The following is a 24026-nucleotide window of genomic DNA, read 5'->3' on the forward strand; positions in this document are numbered from 1 at the left end:
AAAGGAAATTTAATTTGCGTTCAAACCTAAGTCGGATAATTGTTTAAGTGAAATGAGGTATCTCCAAAGATTAACATCGTTGTCATATACAGCAATGCAAAAATCTAAGGAGATGGTGCGCTTGAACAGGATCTATAAAAACAAAGGTCATTAGTATACCAATTTGTAAATGAGGTGTCTCGAGCAGAACATATAATTTATTTATAGGTGTACCAATTTATTGAACATTAAAGCAAATGAGGTGTCTGTTAAAGACAATTTAACTTATTAACCTAAAATCTTTTCTAAAATCTTTCCCCTTCATCAAGGAGCAACTATTGGTTGCTCCTTGTTTTATTTTGTTGATGTCACGTGGTCATTAACTTCTTGTATCTCGCCCATAGTTAATCTTTTTTTTAACTACTTCCTTCTATTATCTATACTTTTTATGGTCCCAATTTCCACATTAACTGGGATCTCTTCCAAACATCTTCTACTTTCCTGTTTTAATTATCTCTCCCTGTCTTAACTACTTTATAAATTTTTTTATTGTTTTTGCATACTTTCTTTACCGCAGGGCATCATAATTCTTGAAGGGAAAGCAACACACTTTCTAATTCAAAAATTTGAAATGAGGTGTGTGTTAAAGGTAATTTAATTTGCGTTCAAACCTGTGCAAGGTAACTGTTAAAGTGATTGTCTCACAAGATAATTCATCGTTGTATAAAACAGCAGTGAAAATATCAAGGGAGATGGTTAGCTTGAACATTATTACTTAAAAACAAAGGTTTTAGTATACCAATTTGTAAATGAGGTGTCTCGAGCAGAGCATATATATTTATTTTAAGGTGTACCAATTTATTGAACATTAAAGCAAATGAGGTGTCTGTTAAAGACGATTTATAATTACTCCATTAATCTTTCCTCTTCATCAAGAAGCAACTTAGGTTGCTTCTTGTTTTATGTTGTTGAAAAGAAGTTGTAATTTAAATTAGTAATGTCAAGATGATTGCTCCACCTAGGTTTGTTCCTACGAGCGCTCGGCCTTCCCGTTCCCCCTGAAAACATTTTTTAAAAATATAACTTCAATTATCTATACTCTTGATGATCCAAAATAAATTTAGTCTTAACTTCCACTTAAATCCTCATTATTAAGCTTGTGTTTTTGTTTTGTTTCTGAAATTTCCTGATCTTTAATATTCTCTCTCTGCTTTTCAAAGTTTTTTATTGTTTTTGCATACTTTCTTTAATACAGGGCATCATAATTCTTGAAGGGAAAGCAACACACTTTCCAGTTCAAAATTTGAAATGAGGTGTGTGTTAAAGGTAATTTAATTTGCGTTCAAACCAATGCAAGGGTAGTTGTTGAAGTGAAGTTTCTCCATAGATAAAACATCGTTGTATAAAACAGCAGTGAAAACATCAAAGGAGATGGTTAGCTTGAACATTATCACTTTTAAACAAAGGTTTTAGTATACCAATTTGTAAATGAGGTGTCTCGACCAGAGCATATAAATTTCTTATAAGGTGTACCAATTTATTGAACATTTAAGCAAATGAGGTGTCTGTTAAAGACAATTTATAATTACTCCATTAGTTTTCCCCTTCATCAAGAAGCAACATAGGTTGCTTCTTGTTTATTTTCCCCTGCCCCTATTTCCCCTTTAACATACGCCTATGTTAAAATAAGGAAAAAAGTGAAAGGAAGTATAAAAAATGGCACATGACGCTAATTGTATTTTCTGTAAAATTGTTGAAGGTAGCATTCCAGCATCAAAGGTATACGAGGATGATGATATTTTAGCTTTTTTAGATCTAAGTCAAGTTACAAAAGGACACACATTAGTCATTCCAAAGGATCATGTTGAAAACATATTCGAAATGAGTGAAGAGACAGCTAGTACATACTTCCGAAAAGTACCTCACATTGCTAATGCAATGAAAGAAACTTTTAATGTTCAAGGAGTAAATATTTTAAATAATAGTGGTGAAGTTTCAGGTCAAACTGTATTTCATTATCATATGCATATTTTACCACGATACGGAAATAATGATGGCTTTGATGTAAAATGGCTTTCAAACCAAAATCAATACACAAATGAAACGCTACAAGAGATTGCAAAATCTATCGAAAATAACATTATTAAAAAATAATAAAACCATCCCTTTTAAATACGAAAACAGGAGAGTGCATATCTCCTGTTTTTGTTTTTTTTATGTAATTTTAATCTAAATCCTGCATTTTACACTATATTTTTATAGATTTATATTATATATTTACTATATTACCAATAATATTTTATCGACAATCACTCTATAGTTTCGTTAAAATTATTATATAAACATAATTTTCACAACCCGCAACACTTAATTATAATATAAAAATGTAGAATTTTATTAACTACTTTGTGAAAATTTTTAAAAATTCTAACTAAAAGTTCTTTATTTCTTCACATATTATTGGCATAATAATAAATAGATAGTTAAATAGAAAAGAAGGTGAATTGATGAAAACTGAACAAAAATTATACACAATGAAAGAAGCTTTGATTTTTAGTCAAAGAATTGCCCAAATTTCCAAAGCATTATGGAAGTCAGTTGAAAAGGACTGGCAACAATGGATTAAGCCCTATGATTTAAATATCAATGAACATCATATTTTAATGATCGCCTTCCACTTAAAGGGTGCGTCTATTTCTGAAATTGCTAAATTTGGTGTAATGCACGTATCAACTGCTTTTAACTTCTCTAAAAAGCTAGAAGAACGTGGTTTATTAGTGTTTTCTAAAAAAGTAGAAGATAAACGTAATACGTATATTGAATTAACAGAAAAAGGTAAAGAAATGCTATTAGAGATTCTAGGTGAATTTGATCCAGAGACAAATTCAGTTTTTCAAGGTACCTTACCATTAAAAGAATTTTATGGTAAATTTCCAGAAAATATGGAAATTATGGCTATTTTACGTAATATTTATGGAAAAGATTTTATGGATATATTTGAAACAACGTTAGGTAACATAGATAAAGAATTCATCGAAGAAGATAATCGTTTAATTAAGAAACCTTAATATCTTCTTTAAAGCTACAATTTCAGTTTATATGTCATTTGAAATTGTACAAATAAATAGAAGCGGGGTAAGATTAATTAAATCCTTCCGCTTTTTATTTCGGCCACTTTTGTTCAAAATTTCACATAAATACCTCTTTGAAACCCTCAGGTTCATTTTCCTTTTCATTTATTTCTAAATTTCAATAGACAAAGAATATGTACATCATTAATTATTTCAATCTGGAATAAAAACTCAACCGGAGGTACAATACCTCCGGTCGAATATTTGTCTTATTTACAAATTAGATGCAAGCTGCTCCTACGATAATTAATAAGATGAACAATACAACGATTAACGCAAATCCTCCACCATGGAATCCTACGCCCATCATTCACACCTCCTTTTGCTACATATCTTATCTTATGCGTGTAGTAAAAAATGGTCTGGGCAAATGTATAAATAACCTTCATTTTTGAAGATTCATACTACTTATATAAATGAACACCCAATAATGATTAACAAAATAAACAGGATCACGATTAATACAAATTCACGCGATGCTTTCCCCTCCATTTTTCCACCCTCCTAACAGTAATCCATAATAATATATAGACGAATGCCTTAAATGATTGGGCGAATGTCACGATTGACAAGTTTTTAATTTGCTGGATAAGCATGGTTTTTAGGCAAAGTCAGGTGTTAAAATATAAAAAATAGAAATCTCCATTCATTTATTACCTCATCTCATAGTGCCTACATTTCATTTAAAACTAGTTCAAGTTTCCTTAAAATTAATTAATTTTTTATTAAAAAGCATACCAAATTATTCTTTTTTTGGATAAACTTTGTCACATTGTAGAAAAATATGTTATATTAAGTGAAGTAATTTCCAGTAAAAGGTATGTCTAAATACAGGAAAAATTAAGATTTAAGCTCCATACTTTAATATGTAAAATTTTTCTTTATAAGAAATCATTTTAAATTTTTATTAGGAGATGTTTAAATGAAAAAGTTAATCGTATCTGCAGTTTTAGCTACCTCAGTATTCGGACTAGCAGCATGTGGATCTGCTGGTGTTAGTAACGATGTTGTTGCTACATCTAATGCTGGAGATATCACATCTAAAGATTTATATAATAAGATGAAGGATACAGCAGGATTAGCAATGCTTAAGCAAATGGCTATTGAAGATTATTTAAAGAAAAACTACAAAGTTAGTGATAAAGATGTTGATGCTAAGTTCAATGAGTATAAAACACAAAATGGTGACCAATTTAAAGCTTTCTTAGCACAGTACGGATTTAAAGATGAAGCAGCATTTAAAGATCGTGTTAAAATCGATTTATTAACTGAAAAAGCTGCTGAAGCTTCAGTAACAAAAGCTGACCTTGCAAAATACAAACCAGAAATTAGAGCTAGCCATATTCTAGTAAAAGATGAAGCTACAGCTAAAAAAGTCGAAGATGAATTAGCTAAAGGTGCAGATTTTGCAGCAGAAGCAAAAAAATATTCTACTGACACTGGTTCAAAAGATAAAGGTGGAGATTTAGGCTATTTTGGAGAAGGTGCTATGGTACCTGAATTCGAAGCAGCTGCTTATAAATTAAAAGTTGGAGAAATTAGCCAACCAGTTAAATCACAATTTGGATACCATGTTATTAAATTAACTGGCAAAAAGACTGCTAACGAAAAAGATGCTCGCAAAAAAATTGCTGAGTCTAAGTTAAGTCAAGAAAACTTCCAAGCATTCTCTGATGAACTTCTTAAAAAAGCTAAATTTAAAGTAAAAGATAAAGACTTACAAAGCCAAGAGAAAAAATCATAAAAAAAAACCTGCCTTAATGGCAGGTTTTTTAATTAGATGAAATCTCAGAGTTAATAAGCAATTGTTCTCTTCGTTCTCTTTCTTCTTTAATTCTTTGTAAGTAAATTTCTCCCTCTTTTTCAATGAATGCTTCATCAGCATCTCTTTCTTGTTTCGAGGTATAAAGCACCATAAATCCACTTACAAAAATTCCTAAAATCACAATATACATCCAAAATGGTAAAATTGGCATTGATTTTCCTCCTTAGTAGACAAGCATTTGCTTCATTATATGGCTAATAAAGAGGAAGTATGATTAATTTAAAATTTTGGTTTGTAAAAACTACGATTTTCTAATGGGAAAATACGCTCTGTATATTCTCCTGGTTCGACTCTTTCAAGTGCGCGGTCTAACATATTCATTTTTGCATCAATATTATCAATATAATGTAAAATTTCCGCTTCTTTAATTAAAGGTAGTTTTGGACTACCGTACTCATACTTACCATGATGACTTAAAATAAGATGCTGCAGAACAGTAACCTCTTCTCCCTCAATACCTAGTTCAATTGAGGCGTTTCCAATTTCAATTGCCATAAGCGAGATATGGCCTAACAAATTACCTTCTACAGTGTACTTTGTTGAAACTGGACCAGATAATTCTCTAACTTTTCCTAAATCATGTAGGATGATTCCAGCATACAGTAAATCCTTATTGATCGAAGGATATAAATTCGCAATTGATTCACCTAATTTCAACATACAAAAAACATGGTATGCTAAACCAGAAACAAATTCATGGTGATTCTTAGTTGCCGCTGGATAATCAAGAAAATCCTCTTGATTTTTTAATACTAGATACTCAGTAAGCTTTTTAAGTTTTTCATTGGTCATATTATTTATATATGAAGTAATTTTCTCATATAATTCTTCTTTAGAAACTGGTGCTCTTGCGAAAAAATCTTCTGGATTAACTTCGTCTGTATCTTTAGTTGGACGAATTTGGCGTAATTTAAGTTGAAGTTTTCCTCTATAGTCGTGTAGCTCCCCTTCAACTTTTACAACAGTACCTTCTACATATGCTTCTTCTTGCTCTGAAGAAATATCCCAAAGCTTCGCCTCAATATCTCCACTTTGATCTTGTAAAGTTAAAGATAAGAATGTTTTTTGATTACTTGCTACACCTTTAGTAACAGCTTTGACAAATAAAAATGTTACAAAACGTTCGCCAACTTCATGATCATATACTTTTTTATCCATAAGTACCTCCATTTTGTATATGCTTCCTTAAGCTCTACTTAAGTAAATAGCTTAAAATATTTTGGAAAATTAATTTCACAAAATAAAAAAAGGAAAATCAAATTATGTATTAGTCGTTTTACTTATCCTATTATACGTTAAAATAGATGCTTAGCCCAACAATGTTCATACAAAAAATTAAGACATAATCTAACATTTCTTAAAATCTGTTCGAACCTACAAATGTCAAAATTATAAATCTGCACTGAATTTTTTTATAATTCAAATTATTACTTTACACAGCTTTTCAATCTATGCCAAAATAGTAATATCGCAACTACTTTAGGGAGGTCTAGGACATGGCAACATATCGAATTACTGCTTTTGAAAAAAGTGGCGAATCAATTGTCGATGAACAATTTGAAGCTAATTCTGACTTAGAAGCAAAAAAAATTGGTACAGAAAAACTTACTACACTCGGTGCACTTGATAAAACACACCGTTGCATTAACCAAACTGGTAAACTTCTTTTATTTCATCCATAATAAAACAAGCTGCGAAAATTGATCGCAGCTTGTTTGTTTTTGATCTAAATTAATGTTTAAAGTACCAATCAAAGTTTCAACATTTTCCAACTTCTGCTTGGCGTGGAACGATCCTTTTAAGAAAATAGCTGTCGGGAATTTCTCGACAGCCATAGGATTACCTCTAAGTGCATCCTATTTACATTTTATGAAGCAGGTTCAACTTTTGTAGCTTTATAGCCAGAGCCATCCCACATGAGATATACTCGATATTTTTGCGAGCCTTTTGTCTTTGCTGATACAGTCCCGACTGAGCCACCTGGGTTGCTTTTGTCACTTCCTAAAAACCATACAGTCATATTGCCTGAATCTATTCCAGCAGCAGAAGAGATTGTTTGTAGCATTGCCTGCCAGTCTTGAGAATTTCGATCATAACTTGTAACATGCTTCCCACCAGTTTGTGCACCCGTTTGTTCTGGTGTTTCCGGTGCAGTGCCATCTGAATCTTCATCATCAATTGTTTGAACCGTTGTTGATGTTTCTTTAACACCGTTATCATCATTCTTTTCACTGTTTTTGGCCGATGCATAGTCACTTTTTTTAGATCCTGCCTTACTATCATTCGGCGAAAAAATGGAATACGAAATAAACGCTATTAGTATTAGTACGATTCCAATTGATCCAAATAAAATGAGTTTTGTTTTTTTTCTTTTCGCTCTTGACGTTGTACGTGAATTGCTTTGAATCTTTTTCAATCTAACCACTCTCCCAAAACTGAGAATGTCAACATTCTACCATGAGTGGAGAAAAACTTATAGTCTTGTATTTTAAAATTAACCATTTCGTAAAACAACTGTTAAGTTTTTTTCATTGTCAGACACAATTTAACAACAAAGACTAGTGCATAATAGAATATAGACAATCTAATTTTTAATGATTTATTCTTTTTTATATTTAAAACATTGGATTACAGAAAGAAAATAGTGTGTGATATTCAATACTATATTTTTTTTTGGATTGTTAATTACATTTCAGGTTATTTAATTGTACTTTTGTTAATTTTATTTGTACATCTTTTCTTTTCCTCTAATCAAAAAAATCGACCGAATCCAGTCGATTTCACAATCCTTATTTACCAGTAAAAACCGGCAGTCTCTTTTGTAAAAAGGCCTGTACACCTTCCTGATGATCTGCTGTTCTTCTCATTGCACTTTGTCCTTCTTTTTCAAATAAAAGTACATTTTTTAAGGACTCTAAGTTACCGTTACTATAGATTTGTTTTGTTTGGATCATCGCACTTACTGGTTTTTGAAGAATAGACTTCACGCGTTCATTAATTTTTTGTTCAAAGTCCCCACTAATTACTTCATCAATTAAACCGATTTCTAGCGCTTGCGCTGCATTTAGTTTTTTACCTTCCCAGATTAGTTGCTTAGACTTTGTTTCACCTAGTCTTTTTTCTAAGAAATAATGTGCACCACCATCAGGAATTAAGCCAATTCCGATAAAGTTCATTGCCAATACACCTGATTCGTGAGCAAGAACGAAATCACTAGCAAGAGCAAAACTAAGTCCTATACCTGCAGCTGGCCCATGAATAGCACTAATAACGATTTTAGGTAAAGTATATAATTTAACTACTACATCTGTAATTAAATCCATTACTGGACCAAAGGCAGACTCATCTGTGTTACTTAGCATTGATTTTAAATCTCCACCTGAAGAGAAACCTTTTCCATTTCCACATAGAACGACTACATCAACGTCTGAGCTAGCAATTTCATCTAGTACATCTCGAAATTGTCTGAATGTATCTTCATTCATTGCATTCAATACTTCAGGTCGATTAAAAACAACAGTCGCAACTCGTCCCTCTTTTCTTAATAAAACATGTTCTGCCGTGTTCGAAATAGACATAAAAAAATCCCCCTTGTTTTCATGGTTAATTTAAACATTAAACATCGCAAGGGGAATTTCCTTTATTTTTCTTTAATTTGATTGATTAGTTTTCGAAAATAATTCATCTAAAATCTTAATTTTGGCATTTGTATAATGCTCATAACCATCATTATATGATTTAGGATCTTTCGCATTAGCAAAACGAGTTATTTGACGGGTTTCTGGATTTACAAACTTACTAGATGCACCACAACCTAAACCTATAATTGTTTGTTCTTCTTCCATAATTAATATATTATACAAGCTTTCTTGACCATCAACAGAGTAACCAATGTTCTCAAGATTACCTAATATATTTTTTTGGCGATATAAATAGTAAGGATGATAGTTATGATTTTTTGTCCATACCGTTGCTTCATTCATCATTTGCTGCACTTCATCTCGATCTGCAACTTTATATTTTTGTTTGTTTTGCGTCATTTCTGAGGCTCTTTTAAATGAAAGTGTATGAACAGTCAATGATTCAGGCATTAACTTTTCGGTTTCATCTAAAGTATATTGAAATTCTTTTAACCCTTCTCCAGGTAAACCAATAATCAAATCCATATTTATATTATTCATACCCATTTCACGGGCTAAATGGTACTTTGTTATTGTTTCATCTACAGTGTGATGTCTACCAATCGCTTTTAAAGTTTCTTGAATATAGGATTGTGGATTAATACTAATTCGATCAATATTCCATTTATTTAAAACATCTAATTTTTCGGGTGTAATTGTATCAGGTCTACCAGCCTCTACCGTAATTTCACGAACCTGCTTCATATTTGGAAATGAATCGTGCATCTTAGCATACAGTAAGTCCATTTCTTCTGCTGTAATACTAGTAGGTGTCCCTCCACCATAATAAATCGTTGTAATGTTAATTCCACGTTCCTTTAGAAATTCGCCGATTTTTTCCATTTCGTAATGTAATCCATATAAGAATGAATCGACTGCACCTTGTTTCCCTTGAATAGCATAAGCTGGGAATGTACAATAAGCACACTTAGTAGGGCAGTAAGGGATACCAATATAAAGACTAACTTCATTTTGTAAGTTATATAAATCTGGTATTACTTTTAATTGACGATCAACGATTGATTGCATTAATTCAATTTTTTCGTCATGGATTAAATAGTCATTCCGTAACTCTTCATGCGCCATTTCCTTTGACATACCAGATTTAAGTTTTGAATGAAGGAGCTTAGTTGGTCGTATACCAGTTAAGATTCCCCACTTTTGCTGTATTCCAGTATGCTCTTGTAGTAATGATAAAAAGACAAAGTTGACTGCTTTCTTTTTAAATTTAAATGATTCTCGATCATCTTTACCATCTACATAGCTTGTATTTGCTTCGAAATTCGGATCTAACTTACCTGATACTTTTTTATTAACTTCATCTAGTACAAAACTTACTTCTATATCAGCATCTATTTTTTCTAACGATACATCACAGTCTTCAAAAAATAATTGAGCTAATAGCTCTAACGGTCTTTGAAAACGAATATCCTCTAAGCCTTTAATATATATTTTCATTTTTTTATCACCTTTTTAAGTTATCACTTAAGTATAAAATTAAAGAGTAGCGAGGTCAATTATTTAAAATTCACTGAAAAATCCTGGTTTTCGAAGAGGATTCTCTTGAAAACCAGGCTTTTATTTATTTTTCGATTTTTAAATGTGTTTTTAAGAATGGCAGTGGAAATTGTTTCCTGAAATGCTCCTTGATCATATATGGAACACCATTTTGATCATTTGATCTTGTAATCCAGTCTGCAACTTTTTTAATCTCTACAGGAGCATTTGACATAGCAACTCCTAAACCTGCATGCTCGATTAATGGTAAATCACTATAATTATCTCCGATTACAACCATTTCGTGATAAGAAATTCCTAAATGCTCTCCTAATCGTTTTAATCCTGAATATTTTGAAATTCCTTTTCGGACGATTTCAATTTTACGATCTTCATCACATAAATAATCAAGATGTGGATACTTTGCATTCAATTCTTTTTTCACTTTATTTTTCTCTACTTCATCAGAGAAATAACATTCGATTTTTAACGGTGATATTGAATTTTCCAGAATGCTATCTGAAAGTGATTCAACAAATTGGATTGGATAAAAGACAGGATCAGCATTTGATAAAACTGCTTTTGCCACTAAATTAGATTGTAATTTTTTTCGATTTCCAATTGAAAAATGTTCATGTGACAATCGAATATTACAATCATATTTTTCTAGTTTTTTAACGATGTCATAAGCTTCTTCCTCTTCAATTCTCTTTTCAAATAATGGTTCATCAAGCTTTGAAGAGATAAAGGCACCTGAGTGAGAGACCAAAAGATTATTAACCTTAAGAGCTTTTGCGATTTTTTTTGTAGCTTGGAAATTTCTACTTGTATATAAGGTTACATAAATCCCTTTGTCTTGAACGTATTCAACAGCTTCTTTCGATTCTTTTGAGAGTTTTCCATTGGATTGCAATAAAGTACCATCTATATTAATTGCAAGTAACTTATAAATCACTTAATCTCCCCCATTTCGCGAAGAAATACCTTACTATAATATATGACATGCTTCATTTAATTAGAACATTATAGGCTGTTATTATATCCATTCTTATACTAAAAAAGACTCCATTTCAATGAAGTCTCAGACTGTTGACAAACGCTCGCTTTCTTCGTTGCTTCGCCTGTCTGCGGTGCTCATTACCGTCTAAGGTAACTCCGCTCCTCATCAGACTTCGCGCCTCGAAAGACAAGCGCTTGCAATCAGTCTGAATATAAATTTTTTATATTTCATTTATACTCCATTTCAATGAAGTCTCTCTTATGATAAAAGGGTTTTAAGAAAGGCAGGAAAAAGTAAAAGAATGAATGATCCTCTTCTTATCCTGCCTTTTAAGTATTAAAGTTCAAGTAAAGATTTATAAAATTCTTCTAATGGACTCATGACAATTTTATTTACATCTTGAATGACTAAATTTAGTCTTTGTTCAACTTGCATTAAGTTTGCAATTAAAGGGTTTTGAGACACTCTTGCAACAATTTCTTGTCCTTTTGCATTTTCTTCAGGTGTAACCGCTTCACCTTGATACATTTTTTGTTGCATCGCCTTTTGGAAATTTTGAAACTCCATAAATAATGGTTTTGCATTTGGATCAGCTAATACTTGTGAGTAAAGTGATTGTAAGTTTTTAAATTCTGGTTGCTCCTTAAAAGCGTTTTGTAGTGAGTATGCAATATCATAAATATTTACAGCCATGTTACTACCTCCTATAAACTTTTGTATCTCCACTATAGCAAACATTCTATTATATGTCAGTCTTTCTAAAACAAATCAAACTTTCTTCCCTAAAAATTTCATAAAGTCATTCACCAACTAGGCGAATATCACATAGTATACAACGACAATTATTTTGGAAAGGAGGAGAATCATTGCAATCTTTTCCTAAAAATCAAGAACCCCAATCTTTTGTTGTAGTAACTGATTCAATCAATGAGGAGTCATTAAATCCGCTCGGTTCAATAACGACACTTTGTGAGGAACTATCAGAGTTATGCGGAGATTCTGAAATTGATTTCTATGTAACTACATTTAAAAAGCTACTAACGAATGAATTAAAGGGATATAAACGTTCAGAAAATGGCTGGACTTTAATGAATGTACCTGCCCCTTCAATCATTCATAATCGTATTCATTCAAGAAGACTTGAACGAACGAAAGAGTTTAAATTACTTAATTCTTCGCTAACAAGTCAGCAAATACCTTTTTTTAATGCTCGCTTCTTAAATAAGCTTGAAGTATTTAAAGCTCTGATTGATTCAGCCTATATAAAGCCATACGTTCCATACACTGAGGAATGCTGCTCAGTCGTACAATTAGAGAATTTTATTCAAAAATATGAAACGGTTTTTATTAAACCAGTTCATGGTAGCCAAGGTAGAAACATTTTTAAGGTTACAAAAGATAAAGATTTGTATCGTTTGAAAAATAGCCAAAACTCCGAAGTAGAAGTTGAATATAAATCAATTTCTCAACTATTTAATCCAATTAAACAGCAATTAAGTAAGCGGACTTTTATCATCCAAGAAGGCTTACCTTTAATCAGTAAGGATGATCGACTTGTTGATTTTAGATTTCTATGTCATAAAAATAAATTTAATAAATGGGAAGTAACTTCAACTGTAGCAAGGATTGGTCACCCTACGCAGTTTGTAAGCAATTTAGCCCGCGGAGGAGACCTTCAAAAAATTGATGAATTTTTAAGTCACTATTTACCAAAGAAAGAGCGAATTCACTTTAAAAAGTTAATGATTGAATTAGCCATCGAATGCTGTATATGTATAGACTCCTCCTTTGATGGATTATTCGCAGAGTTTGGTGTAGATCTCGCTATAGACAATCAATTTAACCCTTGGGTTATCGAAATAAATTCAAAGCCATCTAAGGATTTACATGTTTCAGACCCAATTCAAAAAATTAGACCCTCAACAAAAGCTATTTTTTCTCTTGTTCAATCATATTTATAAGTACAAGGAGTGAAAAGAATGAGAATAGGTTATTTATCTCTTAAAGAAAGACAAGAAGGTGAATACGTTCAGCATATGGCGAAAGAAGCAAGTAAACTTGGTTACGAATTCGTTCAATTTACCCCTTTCAATATTCAACCAGCTACTGAAGAAATTATGGGCTGGAAGTATATAGCAGAAACAGAACAATGGGAGAAAACAACATTTGAAATACCGAATTATATTTATGATCGTTGTTTCTATTCCCCAAGTATTAAAAGTAAGCAGGCAAAGCCTATTGTTGACTGGCTAAAAAAGCGTAAAGACATCACTTTTTTAGGATATGGACTGCCAGGTAAATGGGAAACTTACCAGGCTCTAGCAACTGATGAAAGCTTAAATCCATATATCCCTAAAACAAAGAAACTATTACATTTAGCTGTATTTTTTGAAGAACTTAGAAAAACGCGCAAGCTCGTCATTAAACCGATTCATGGTTCAAGAGGAATTAATATTTATTTTATTACGTTAAGTGCCTACTCAATTAGTGTTTCAACACAAAAACAAAAGGAAGTAATTGAAACTGTTTACGAAACACGAGATGAATTTTTTGAGTGGCTTCAACCAATTGTTGAATCAAAAGGATATGTTTATCAAAATTATCTAGACCTCCAAACAAAATCACGCGAAGCATTTGATTTAAGGATCCTTTTACAAAAAAATGAAAAAGGCGAGTGGCAAGCTGTTGGAAAAGGCATTCGCATTGGTCAGCCTAATTCAATTGTTGCAAATTTAAGTGCGGGAAGTAATGCAGTTCCATTTGAAGAATGGATTACTCAATTTAATCAAAGAACTGCTTTAATATTACAGCAAGATATTGAGACAATTTGTAAACAATTACCTATCACACTTGAAAAGAATTTTCTTCCTTTATTTGAAATAGGTTTAGATTTAGGCATCGATTCAAATCAAGCCATCTGGATTTTAGATGTTAATTCAAAGCCTGGTAGAAAAGTTTTACTTCAAACCGACCCTTCTATCCAACAAAAGCTTTACTCAGCACCTATTCAGTATTGTTTACATTTACAATCGAAATCTAAAAGTGAAAGAAGTGAAATTAAATAATGAATGAAGTTTATAAAATCGTTACTCATCGACAGAGTAAGAATCTAGTATGTATACCTGAAGAGCTTACTACTTCTAGAGATATTGAATATATTGCTTTTGGTCAAAAAAAATATCCTTGTCAACTAGTTACGATGAATACACTTCACAATATTATTTCGATATCAGAGCATTTAGTCGAAATGCTCTGTATACCTTTTGAAGGTTCTATTGAGCCCATTATTATCGGAAATACTTTACAGCTTGGGCCACTTGTCGGAATTTTCACTGCTGGCTTTACTGAGTCATTACTTCGCCCTATCGGAGATCGTAGCTTTATGTTTGCAAACTTAATTGCAGAAAACAATCACAAAAATAGTTTTATATTTGTATTTGGTACTCACGGGATCGATTGGGAATCTGAAACCATTCAAGGTTATTTCTTTACGAATAAGCGATGGACTAAAGAAGTAGTTCCTTTTCCAACGGTTATTTATAATAGATTACCAAATCGAAAAGTTGAGGTTCATAAATCAATTAAACGCGTACGTCAAAAACTTGAAAAAGAATACAAAATTCCATGGTTTAATCCTGGATTCTTCAATAAATGGGACTTATATGTAAAATTAAAAAATGAAAAATCAGTTGCACATTATCTTCCGAAAACAGTAAAGTTCCATAATTTTGACACGATTGAAGAATTATTATCGAAATACCAATTTGTATACGTTAAACCTGAAAATGGTAGCCTCGGTTCAAGAGTCATTTTAATTCGTTACCACCGAGAAGAAGGAATTTATTATTGTAGATATCGTGATTTTGAAACAAATAAACTTCAAAAATTCTCATCACTCCAATCTTTAATTAATCATGTTTTTCGTAGCACCAAGTTACACGACTTCATTGTACAACAAGGTATTTCACTAACACGCTACGAGCATCAGCCTGTCGATTTCCGAGTTCATACAAACAAGGATGCTTTAGGAAAATGGCATGTAACGGTTATTGCTGCAAAAGTAGCAGGAAAAGGTAGCACAACTACTCACTTAAATAACGGTGGTCGAGTGAAAACTCTTGAAGAATTATTTGATCAGGAAAAAGCGAAAAGAATACATGATAAATTATCTACAGCAGCATTAAAAATTAGTGAATCTTTAGATCGTCAAGTAGATGGTCATATCGGAGAAATTGGATTTGATTTAGGGGTTGATAAGGATGAAAAAATTTGGCTGTTCGAAGCGAATTCTAAACCTGGAAGATCAATCTTTTCAAATCCTAGTTTCCAAGAAAATGACAAACAGATTAAAAAACTATTTTTGGAATATGCTACTCATCTTTCCAAGAAGGGTAATGAACTCGAGGTTTCAATGAAATGATCTCTGTTTTTTATCATCTTGATAAAAATACTTGGTCACATGACCATAGTGAATCAAGATATTCCATAGGCCATAATCGGCTTACTATATTACCATCACAAGACGATCGTTTAAATTCCATACAATTTCAGGTAAAAAAAACCGGAACACATTTAGGTCCTATTATCGGTATTTTAACAAACGAAGATCGGCTACCTTTTAGTGGAAACATTAAAACCTTTAAAAGAATTTGTAAGAAGGTATTATCTGATGGCGGTATACCTATCATATTAACCCCTACCGCCCTTTCTGGTCATTCGGTTAAATGTTATACGTTTTGTTTTAAAACAAAAAAATGGCTTACGCTATATTCCCCATTACCAGACGTAATTTATAATCGGATCCCATCTGTACAGTACGAATCTAACGATGATTATAAAAATTTCCGAGATAAAATCTCACAACTAAACATTCCATTTTTTAACGAATCATATCTCTCAAAAATACAAACAGCGTCAATATTATCTTCAAACGACTTTTTAAAAAGTTATATACCAAAATCAATCGATTTATCTAGCGAAAAAGATTTATATTTCTATTTAAAAAAATGGAAATTTCTATATATAAAGAAGCATAATTCTTCAAAGGGATTTGGCGTGTTTAAGCTCTCCTTGAAAAATGATAAAGAAGTCATAATCCGAAATGCATTTCATGTAGAACTGGTGAAATCAATTAGTGATTGTTGGAAATTTCTTTGTTCATTAAGCGAGGATTTTATTTGTCAACAAGGGATACTGAGCGAATTACCAGATGGAAGAAAGTTTGATCTACGAATTCTTGCACATAAAAATGAAAATAATTATATTCTTTCCGGTATCGGTGTAAGAGTAGGAACATTTAATGCTATTACAACTCATGTACCTAGAGGTGGTAGCATTATTACGATTGAAGAACTACCGATCGAATTAAATTTTTCATTATTACAAGAAATAGTCACACAAACAGGAACTGCTTTAAATATGGATGATGCGCATTTTTATGAATTTTCAATGGATATCGGAATTCAAAACAATCATTACTATATTTTTGAAATTAACTCTAAACCAATGGTCTTTGACGAAATTGCGATAAAAGAACAAGGACTCGAAAACTTAATTCGACTATTTTATGAACTTTCGAATTTTAAACAGTAGTTTATAAGGAACTCTATCAATGTATAAAAAACTTAGGTCTCAGACTGATTGCAAGCGTTTGTCTTTCGAGGCGCGAAGGCTGGTGAGGAGCGGAGTTACCCTAGACGGTAATGAGCACCGCAGACAGGCGAAGCAACGAAGAAAGCGAACGTTTGACGGGCAGTCTGAGCTACTGTTCTTTTTTATTTTTACCAACAATGATAAACTAAAATGAAAAATGCTTCGGAAGGTAATGAATGAAAATGATTGATAAAATTAAGACATTATTTGGGAGTGAGTCTGTTTCAATCACGCCTGATGAAAGTACATATATGGATTATTCTTGGTTTTCTACTGAGAATCAAGAAATTTTCGGGATTAGAAAAAATTCAATATCAGAAGAACAGAATAACCTACTGGAATGTCTTTTTACAAAATTAGAATCAGATACAATTCTGATGCCATCAGCACAAACCGAATGGTTTCAATATTTATTTTTCAGTAAAGGACATAATCCTTTCTCTTTCGAAACCGATATTTCTCTCCCTACTTCAATACGTTTTATTCACTTTTACAGCAATCAGTTATTTTCTAGTAAAACTGAGTTTGAGGAAGCAATTAATGCATTCTTTCATAAAGAAGTAATAGTGGTTTGGAATTCTGCTAAGGAAGGCGTCATTATTGAAAAAATAATCGATCAACCATTTAACAAAGAATTTTTAGAGCATATGCAAGAGATCATTGCAGCTGACTTGTACCATGACGTTACCTTTTTTGTAGGAAAACGCTATTCACCATTAGCGAATCTAAGCCTTTATTTTGATATTGAACATCAATGTTTTAAAAAAGCATTATCCGTAAAAAAGCAAAAAAATATACTTTGGTTTTCAAAAGAAATGCTTTATTATATCCTTTCCTTTATACCAGATGATTTACAAAAGGAATTACCTAATTTATTTTTGAATGATATGAAAATTGATGACCCAATTCTTTCAACGGTAAAAATCTTTCTTCAACAAAATTTAAATGTTACTGCTACTTCAAAAAAAGCTTTTTTACATCGAAATACTGTTCAATATCGACTTGATAAGTTTTCGGAACAAACTGGTATAGATTTAAAGCATTTTGAGGATGGATTAGTTATATTTTTAGCCATTCATCTACTTGAGAACGTGAATGAAAATTAATTTACGCCTATTTTGTGCACCTTGTACAAAGTAGGCTAATTTTTTTGTGAACCTTTGCCATTGTTTAAAAACGTTTAAATGTTTACAATTTAATCAATGAAACCGATTACAAATAGTTGGAGGTAATACTAATGGCAGAATTAAAATTAGATCACATTTATAAAATTTATGATAATAACGTAACAGCTGTAAAAGATTTTAATCTACACATTGAAGACAAAGAATTTATCGTATTCGTTGGTCCTTCTGGATGCGGTAAATCAACAACACTTCGTATGATCGCTGGTTTAGAAGATATTTCAAAAGGTGACTTCTTTATTGACGGTAAGCGTGTAAATGATGTTCAACCAAAAGATCGTGACATTGCAATGGTATTCCAAAATTACGCATTATATCCACATATGACAGTATATGATAACATGGCTTTCGGATTAAAATTACGTAAGTTTGACAAAGCAGAAATTGATCGCCGTGTAAAAGATGCTGCACGTATTTTAGGTCTTGAGGAATATTTAAATCGTAAACCAAAAGCTTTATCTGGTGGACAACGTCAACGTGTAGCTCTTGGTCGTGCAATTGTACGTGATGCAAAAGTATTCTTAATGGACGAGCCTTTATCAAACTTAGATGCTAAATTACGTGTTGCAATGCGTTCTGAGATTTCAAAATTACATCAACGTCTTCAAACGACAACGATTTATGTAACACACGATCAAACAGAAGCAATGACAATGGCAACACGTTTAGTAGTAATGAAGGATGGTATTATTCAACAAGTAGGAACACCAAAGGAAGTTTATGATCGCCCTGAAAATGTATTCGTTGGTGGATTTATTGGTTCTCCTGCAATGAACTTTGTTTCTGGTAAAGTTGAAGATGGTCACTTTAACTTAGGCAGCAAAAAAGTTGCTATACCTGAAGGAAAAATGAAAACATTACGCGATAATGGATATATTGGAAAAGAAGTTATTTTAGGTGTACGACCTGAAGATTTACATGACGAACCTGTTTTTATCGAAGCATCTCAAGGTACAGTTCTTGATTTAAAAATTGAAGTAGCTGAGCTTTTAGGAGCAGAATCAATGCTTTACACTAATTTTGAAGGAAATACATTAGTAGCAAGATTAGATGCACGTTCAACATTTACACATGGTCAAGTAATTAAATTAGCAGTAGATATGAACAAAGTTCATTTCTTTGATAAAGATACAGAGTCTCGTATCCGATAATTTAAAAATGAATTAAAATAACGCGGTACCATTTTAATTGGTACTGCGTTATTTTATTTTCTCAATAATTTTAAGAAAACCTTCGTTACAATCTGGACAATTAAACATATGAGTACAATACTGATTTGAATTTTGCTCAGTTAATCCATCAGCTTTTGCTGAAATATCATAATCTAAATATGGACTATATTTATCTTCGTAATCAACAGCTCTGCCTTTATCTTCACAATGATTTTCACAAATAGGGCATTTTAGTTTATACTGTTCAATTCCATTGCAAAGAGGACAAATACCATCCATAAAAAGCTCACTCCAATCTCATTTACTTCATTAAGAAAGGATGGAGATTAATCTCCATCCCTTATTAGCCATAGATATTATTTTGAATAACCACCTAAGCTTTGTTCAGCCATTTGAACTAAACGTTTAGTGATCTCACCACCTACAGAACCGTTAGCACGAGCTGTAGTATCAGGACCTAAGTTTACTCCAAACTCAGAAGCGATTTCATACTTCATTGCATCTAATGCTGATTGAGCACCAGGTACTACTAAGTTGTTGCTGTTTCCGCTGTTGTTGTTTGCCATGTTGTCTCACCTCCTTAAGTAGTGTAATGATAGTATGACTCTAATCGATTAACATATGTATGTTTAGCTAATGTAAATTTTGGAAAAAACAATTTAATTTGTTTTTCTACTTTTTTACATAAAAAAAAGCACTAGATCAACATCTAGTACTAGTTTTCTACACTACTTTATAAAATATTTTATCTAAAAATTACTGTATTAATTGTAAAAATTGTTTTGTTCTTGCATGTTTAGGATGCTCTAAAACATCTTTAGGATGACCTTGTTCAACAATATAACCACCGTCCATAAAAATGACTTCATCCGCTACATCTCGAGCAAATTTCATTTCATGTGTAACGACAATCATTGTCATTCCCTCTTCGGCTAACTCCTTCATTACCTTTAGAACTTCTTGTACAAGCTCTGGATCTAATGCTGAAGTTGGTTCATCAAATAAAATGACTGTTGGTTCTAAGGCTAACGCTCTAGCAATCCCCACACGCTGTTGCTGACCACCTGAAAGTTGATGAGGTAATAAATTTATTTTCTCTTCTAATCCAACTTTAGTAAGTATGTCAATTGCTTTCTTTTTTGCAACATCTTTTTTTACTTTTTGTACTGTTACTAAACCTTCCATAACGTTTTCTAACGCTGTTAAGTGAGGAAATAAATGATGTTGTTGAAAAACCATACCTGTTTTACTTCTTAAAGAAATAATTTCTTTTTTTGACACCTTATTTGAAAAATCAATTGTCTGTTCATCAATTGTTATTTTTCCATCTGTCGGTTGCTCTAAAATATTAATACATCTTAAAAATGTAGTTTTCCCAGAACCAGAAGGGCCAATAATAGCTGTAACTGTACCTTTTTCTACATTTAAGCTTACATCTTTTAATACTTCTAATTCACCAAAACTTTTTTTAATGTTTTCTAGTTTTATCATAAGTTCTTCCTCCCTTACTTAGCAACATAGCGTGCAACTCGTGCTTCTAATCGACCTTGAATGATTGAAAGGAAGAAGCAGATTATCCAATAGATGATTCCAGCTTCTGTATAAACAACTAAGAATTTATAGTTAGTTGCAGCTATCTCCTGAGCTGTTCTAAACATCTCAGTTACTAATATTAAGGAAGCCAAAGAAGTATCTTTTACTAAACTTATAAAGGTATTTGATAATGGCGGTAATGAAACTCTCGCCGCTTGAGGAATAATAATTCGTTTTAATGTTTGATTATATGTCATGCCTATTGATGAAGCAGCTTCCCACTGCCCCTTATCAATCGACTGGATTGATCCTCTAATAATTTCAGATGCATATGCACCAACACTTAATGAAAAACCAATAATAGCAGAAATATAAGGTGATATTGTTACATTTATTGAAGGTAATCCATAAAAAATAATAAATAATTGTACTAAAAGAGGTGTTCCTCTAATAATTGAAACATAAAATCTGGCTACACCATTTAAGAATTTATTACCTGATAGACGGAAAAGAGCGGTAATAAATGCTAAAACTATACCAACTATAAAAGTAATAATTGTTAATGGAATAGTACCGAATAAAGCAGTTTTAACCATTGGAAGGAAAGAATCCTTCGCAATGGTTAAATTTTCTTGGCTGAATATACTATTTAAGTCCATCTTTACCGAACCATTTTTGTACTATTTCATCATACTTTCCGTCTTTTTTCATATCTGCAAGTGCTTTGTTCACTGCTTTTACTAATGAATCATCATCTTTACGGAACATAAATCCACTGTTAGAAGCATCATTTTCTAAAGCTGCAATTTTAACTTTATTGTCACCAGTTTCTTTTAAATAGTTTTGAATTGATAATTTATCGTTAATTGTAGCATCAGCACGGCCAGATTCAATTAATTGAATTGCTTGGCTAAATCCTTCTACTCCAACTAATTTAGCTCCATATTTTTTAGCTAAATCGCCATAATTACTTGTTAAAGATTGAGCAGCATTTAAACCTTTAATATCATTAAATGATTTAACTTTTGAATCTGATTTTACAACTAATGCACCTGATGAAGTGATATATGGATCAGAGAAATAATATTTTTTCTCACGATCTGCTCTAATACCAACTTCATTTGCAATGATGTCAAAACGTTTTGCATCTAAACCTGCAAACATTGCATCCCATTGAGTTTCAAAATATTTTGGTTTTACTCCTAGACGTTTTGCAACTTCATTTGCTAAATCAACATCAAAGCCTGTTAATTTACCAGATTTATCATGGAACGTGAAAGGTGCATATGTACCTTCAGTACCAATTTTTAACTCTCCGCTATCCTTCACTTGAGTTAATAAATCTTTTCCTTTTGCAGTTTCTTCTTTTTTATTTGTATTACAGCCTGCCATAACACCTGCTGCTAAAAATAACGAACCTAATGTTAAACCAATTTTCTTAATATTCATTCTTTAATCTCCCTTAACCTTATCGGAATTGTTTGTTTTGAATTGTGTGTCTTAAATATATTGCATGTATTAAAAAATTACAACAAAAAAATCTTATATTTTTATTATTTTTCTTTTTGCCATTTTAATTCTATTTTTATAACTGAAAAGCCCAATTTCTAAAAACTGAGTATTTCACTTTGTTTTTAGTTCGAAAAAATTAATCATATACAAATAAGTATATGTGGTTGATTTCCACTACGGGATGCTCGCTTTCCATGGGGCNNCATAGGAGTCGAGCATCCCTTCGTTCCAATCAACTTATTCATCAAAAAAAGTGTAAAATTTAAAACGTTTAAAAATTCCATTAAGAGGAAGTGTATTACACTCTCCAAATAAGTTTTCACGAATCTTGATGGAATAGAGTAAAAGAAAGATAAAAAATTAATATACATTAATCTCCTCAAAATATTAAGGTCAAAGAACGATTCAAACTTTTTACTCATACTTTTAGCGTCACATATATAAAACTCATTTTTATACCATTAAAGTTCAAAACTTGATCCAATTTCACCTATTGTTCTATTTTTCAATAAAGACTGTATTTCAACACATAAAAAAACTCGGCTCTTAAGACCCGAGTTTACTTTGCAAATTTTGGTGGTTTATTTTTACAATTACACTTTGTATTCTTCTATTTTGAACTTCTTTAATGATGAAGGTTAAATTTTTATATTGAAGTAATTCTCCATTTTTTGGTATATGTTTAAAACTTTCAAATAACCATCCACCTAATGTTAAATATCTACTACTAGGTTTTTTTATGTTAAATCGATTAAAAAAACTCGATAAGTCAATTGAGGCTTGGAATTGGTATTCATTCTCATTTATTTGGAAAAAATCATCCTCTTGCTCGTCAAATTCATCTCTAATTTCGCCAACGAGTTCTTCTATTATGTCTTCAAGCGTGACGATACCAGAAGTTCCTCCAAATTCATCCATAACAATAGCTAGATGTGCATTTTGTTTTTGAAGAATTTTTAACACTGTAGAAATTTTCATTGTTTCCATAACAAAAATCGGCTCTCTAATCAGTTCATGAATATTAACTGTTTGCTTTTGTATTTGTTGAGTTAAAAATTCCCTTTCAGAAATTACACCAATTATATGATCAATATCCTGCTCATAAACCGGGATTCTAGAATACCGTTCTTGTAAAAACAAATTACATATATAGTCTACAGATTCATTTATATCAATCGCTACCACATTTGTTCGGGGTGTCAAAATGTCATTTACTTTTTTTTCTTTAAAAGTGATTGTTCTTAAAAATAATTCATCTTCGTACAAGTTAAATTGTTCCTCTTCAACAACATCAAACAAATAATTATGAGTTAAAAGATGTTTTTCTTTTGAATCTACATTTTTTCGATCCTTTGATTCCTTTAAAAAAAGTCGGTTAATAAAGTTAAAAAAATCTTTTATACTATTTCCCGAGGGAGCATCTGACAAGCACTTCACACCCCTATAACAAATTTTTAAATTATTAACTATCGACAATCCTTTACAAATATTTAATTTATATGTATTCAATAAAGGTAAAATTATGCAAAAAAAAGCCTCTTACTTTAGAAAGAAGAGGGGGGAAATGAGGTTTTGTACGAAACGATTAAAAAATAAGCTGAATGAAATAGTTAATAACATAACTAGTAGAAGAATTTGAACTTCTGCTCAATTCAACCTTACAACCTTATTTTATAATAAAATGAATTGAATTGGAGTTGTAAGTTGTTAACGTTTTGTGAATTATTGTACAAAGTATAACTCTATAATGTATTAGCGTTAATTTGTTTTAAGAAACAAAAAAAGAAGGTATCCAGAATGATACCTTCTTTTCACGCTGTTGAAAAACAACCTTGTTAATGACATTACCAAATTTTCGTAA

General features: G+C 31.6%; 26 protein-coding genes. 10 read left to right on the forward strand and 16 right to left on the reverse strand.

What is annotated here, in order from left to right; all coding sequences use genetic code 11:
- The first annotated feature begins 1695 nt into the window (after positions 1-1695).
- Entirely contained in the window at positions 1696-2133 is a 438-nt protein-coding gene (locus tag COE53_RS21485) for an HIT family protein (protein WP_069033845.1), read from the forward strand.
- A gap of 353 nt (positions 2134-2486) precedes the next feature.
- Positions 2487-3047: an HTH-type transcriptional regulator Hpr gene (locus tag COE53_RS21490; protein ID WP_069033846.1), complete on the forward strand. Its 561-nt coding sequence runs from the start codon at positions 2487-2489 to the stop codon at positions 3045-3047.
- Between the two features lie 283 nt (positions 3048-3330).
- On the opposite strand, the gene COE53_RS21495 is transcribed toward COE53_RS21490, so the two are convergent.
- Both COE53_RS21495 and COE53_RS24530 read right to left on the reverse strand, forming a co-directional pair.
- Positions 3331-3420, reverse strand: a complete 90-nt coding sequence (locus tag COE53_RS21495; protein ID WP_097973758.1) for a YjcZ family sporulation protein — start codon at positions 3418-3420, stop codon at positions 3331-3333.
- A gap of 98 nt (positions 3421-3518) precedes the next feature.
- Positions 3519-3602 carry a YjcZ family sporulation protein gene (locus COE53_RS24530; RefSeq protein ID WP_084006891.1) on the reverse strand — a complete coding sequence of 28 codons (84 nt, stop codon included), beginning with the start codon at positions 3600-3602 and terminating at the stop codon, positions 3519-3521.
- Positions 3603-4032: 430 nt separating this feature from the next.
- Between COE53_RS24530 and COE53_RS21505 the strand changes: the two genes are divergently transcribed.
- On the forward strand, positions 4033-4854 hold the full coding sequence (locus COE53_RS21505; RefSeq protein WP_069033847.1) for a peptidylprolyl isomerase: 822 nt from the start codon (positions 4033-4035) through the stop codon (positions 4852-4854).
- Positions 4855-4882: 28 nt separating this feature from the next.
- On the opposite strand, the gene COE53_RS21510 is transcribed toward COE53_RS21505, so the two are convergent.
- Both COE53_RS21510 and yhaM read right to left on the reverse strand, forming a co-directional pair.
- On the reverse strand, positions 4883-5086 hold the full coding sequence (locus COE53_RS21510) for a sporulation YhaL family protein (protein WP_056472082.1): 204 nt from the start codon (positions 5084-5086) through the stop codon (positions 4883-4885).
- A gap of 68 nt (positions 5087-5154) precedes the next feature.
- Positions 5155-6093, reverse strand: a complete 939-nt coding sequence (gene yhaM / locus COE53_RS21515) for a 3'-5' exoribonuclease YhaM (RefSeq protein ID WP_069033848.1) — start codon at positions 6091-6093, stop codon at positions 5155-5157.
- A 338-nt stretch (positions 6094-6431) separates the two neighbouring features.
- Between yhaM and COE53_RS21520 the strand changes: the two genes are divergently transcribed.
- Positions 6432-6617 carry a YhzD family protein gene (locus tag COE53_RS21520; RefSeq protein WP_069033849.1) on the forward strand — a complete coding sequence of 62 codons (186 nt, stop codon included), beginning with the start codon at positions 6432-6434 and terminating at the stop codon, positions 6615-6617.
- Here the strand turns inward: COE53_RS21520 and COE53_RS24160 are convergent.
- From COE53_RS24160 to COE53_RS21545, 6 genes are all read right to left on the reverse strand, one after another.
- On the reverse strand, positions 6603-6770 hold the full coding sequence (locus COE53_RS24160; protein WP_175403491.1) for a hypothetical protein: 168 nt from the start codon (positions 6768-6770) through the stop codon (positions 6603-6605). The genes COE53_RS21520 and COE53_RS24160 overlap by 15 nt on opposite strands.
- A gap of 32 nt (positions 6771-6802) precedes the next feature.
- A complete protein-coding gene (locus COE53_RS21525; RefSeq protein WP_254664595.1) occupies positions 6803-7351 on the reverse strand; it encodes a YrrS family protein in 549 nt (182 codons plus the stop codon).
- 373 nt (positions 7352-7724) lie between these two features.
- Complete coding sequence (locus COE53_RS21530) at positions 7725-8513, reverse strand: enoyl-CoA hydratase (RefSeq protein WP_098948703.1); 789 nt, start codon at positions 8511-8513, stop codon at positions 7725-7727.
- 72 nt (positions 8514-8585) lie between these two features.
- Positions 8586-10073 carry a coproporphyrinogen III oxidase gene (locus tag COE53_RS21535; protein WP_098948704.1) on the reverse strand — a complete coding sequence of 496 codons (1488 nt, stop codon included), beginning with the start codon at positions 10071-10073 and terminating at the stop codon, positions 8586-8588.
- A 124-nt stretch (positions 10074-10197) separates the two neighbouring features.
- Positions 10198-11067 carry a Cof-type HAD-IIB family hydrolase gene (locus COE53_RS21540; RefSeq protein ID WP_069033853.1) on the reverse strand — a complete coding sequence of 290 codons (870 nt, stop codon included), beginning with the start codon at positions 11065-11067 and terminating at the stop codon, positions 10198-10200.
- A gap of 381 nt (positions 11068-11448) precedes the next feature.
- Positions 11449-11805 (reverse strand): YlbF/YmcA family competence regulator, encoded by a 357-nt coding sequence (locus tag COE53_RS21545; protein ID WP_069033854.1) that lies wholly within the window; start codon positions 11803-11805, stop codon positions 11449-11451.
- 173 nt (positions 11806-11978) lie between these two features.
- On the opposite strand from COE53_RS21545, the gene COE53_RS21550 reads away from it, so the two are divergent.
- The 6 genes from COE53_RS21550 (at position 11979) to COE53_RS21575 (ending at position 19099) form a co-directional block, all read left to right on the forward strand.
- The gene (locus tag COE53_RS21550) at positions 11979-13073 is read left to right on the forward strand and encodes a YheC/YheD family endospore coat-associated protein (protein ID WP_091024169.1); all 1095 of its coding nucleotides are present in this window, start codon (positions 11979-11981) and stop codon (positions 13071-13073) included.
- A gap of 18 nt (positions 13074-13091) precedes the next feature.
- A complete protein-coding gene (locus COE53_RS21555; protein WP_069033856.1) occupies positions 13092-14177 on the forward strand; it encodes a YheC/YheD family endospore coat-associated protein in 1086 nt (361 codons plus the stop codon).
- Positions 14177-15532, forward strand: coding sequence for a YheC/YheD family endospore coat-associated protein (locus COE53_RS21560; protein ID WP_049813562.1), 1356 nt, complete (start codon positions 14177-14179; stop codon positions 15530-15532). Before COE53_RS21555 ends, COE53_RS21560 begins: the two co-directional genes overlap by 1 nt.
- Positions 15529-16704 carry a YheC/YheD family protein gene (locus COE53_RS21565; protein WP_098948705.1) on the forward strand — a complete coding sequence of 392 codons (1176 nt, stop codon included), beginning with the start codon at positions 15529-15531 and terminating at the stop codon, positions 16702-16704. Before COE53_RS21560 ends, COE53_RS21565 begins: the two co-directional genes overlap by 4 nt.
- 236 nt (positions 16705-16940) lie before the next feature.
- On the forward strand, positions 16941-17870 hold the full coding sequence (locus tag COE53_RS21570; RefSeq protein ID WP_069033858.1) for a PucR family transcriptional regulator: 930 nt from the start codon (positions 16941-16943) through the stop codon (positions 17868-17870).
- Positions 17871-18001: 131 nt separating this feature from the next.
- The gene (locus COE53_RS21575; RefSeq protein ID WP_025568535.1) at positions 18002-19099 is read left to right on the forward strand and encodes an ABC transporter ATP-binding protein; all 1098 of its coding nucleotides are present in this window, start codon (positions 18002-18004) and stop codon (positions 19097-19099) included.
- A gap of 48 nt (positions 19100-19147) precedes the next feature.
- On the opposite strand, the gene COE53_RS21580 is transcribed toward COE53_RS21575, so the two are convergent.
- The 6 genes from COE53_RS21580 to COE53_RS21605 all read right to left on the reverse strand — a co-directional run bounded on the left by COE53_RS21580 (position 19148) and on the right by COE53_RS21605 (position 23593).
- The gene (locus COE53_RS21580; protein ID WP_025568534.1) at positions 19148-19399 is read right to left on the reverse strand and encodes a hypothetical protein; all 252 of its coding nucleotides are present in this window, start codon (positions 19397-19399) and stop codon (positions 19148-19150) included.
- Between the two features lie 77 nt (positions 19400-19476).
- Positions 19477-19686 (reverse strand): alpha/beta-type small acid-soluble spore protein, encoded by a 210-nt coding sequence (locus COE53_RS21585; RefSeq protein ID WP_025568533.1) that lies wholly within the window; start codon positions 19684-19686, stop codon positions 19477-19479.
- Between the two features lie 190 nt (positions 19687-19876).
- Positions 19877-20611 carry an amino acid ABC transporter ATP-binding protein gene (locus COE53_RS21590; protein ID WP_025568532.1) on the reverse strand — a complete coding sequence of 245 codons (735 nt, stop codon included), beginning with the start codon at positions 20609-20611 and terminating at the stop codon, positions 19877-19879.
- Positions 20612-20625: 14 nt separating this feature from the next.
- Positions 20626-21312, reverse strand: coding sequence for an amino acid ABC transporter permease (locus COE53_RS21595; RefSeq protein WP_098948706.1), 687 nt, complete (start codon positions 21310-21312; stop codon positions 20626-20628).
- Complete coding sequence (locus COE53_RS21600) at positions 21299-22096, reverse strand: transporter substrate-binding domain-containing protein (protein ID WP_025568530.1); 798 nt, start codon at positions 22094-22096, stop codon at positions 21299-21301. Before COE53_RS21600 ends, COE53_RS21595 begins: the two co-directional genes overlap by 14 nt.
- A gap of 615 nt (positions 22097-22711) precedes the next feature.
- The gene (locus COE53_RS21605) at positions 22712-23593 is read right to left on the reverse strand and encodes a hemolysin family protein (RefSeq protein ID WP_142350427.1); all 882 of its coding nucleotides are present in this window, start codon (positions 23591-23593) and stop codon (positions 22712-22714) included.
- Positions 23594-24026: the final 433 nt, after the last annotated feature.

Source organism: Bacillus sp. AFS029533 (assembly GCF_002585125.1).
Classification (GTDB): Bacteria; Bacillota; Bacilli; order Bacillales; family Bacillaceae_G; genus Gottfriedia; species Gottfriedia luciferensis_B.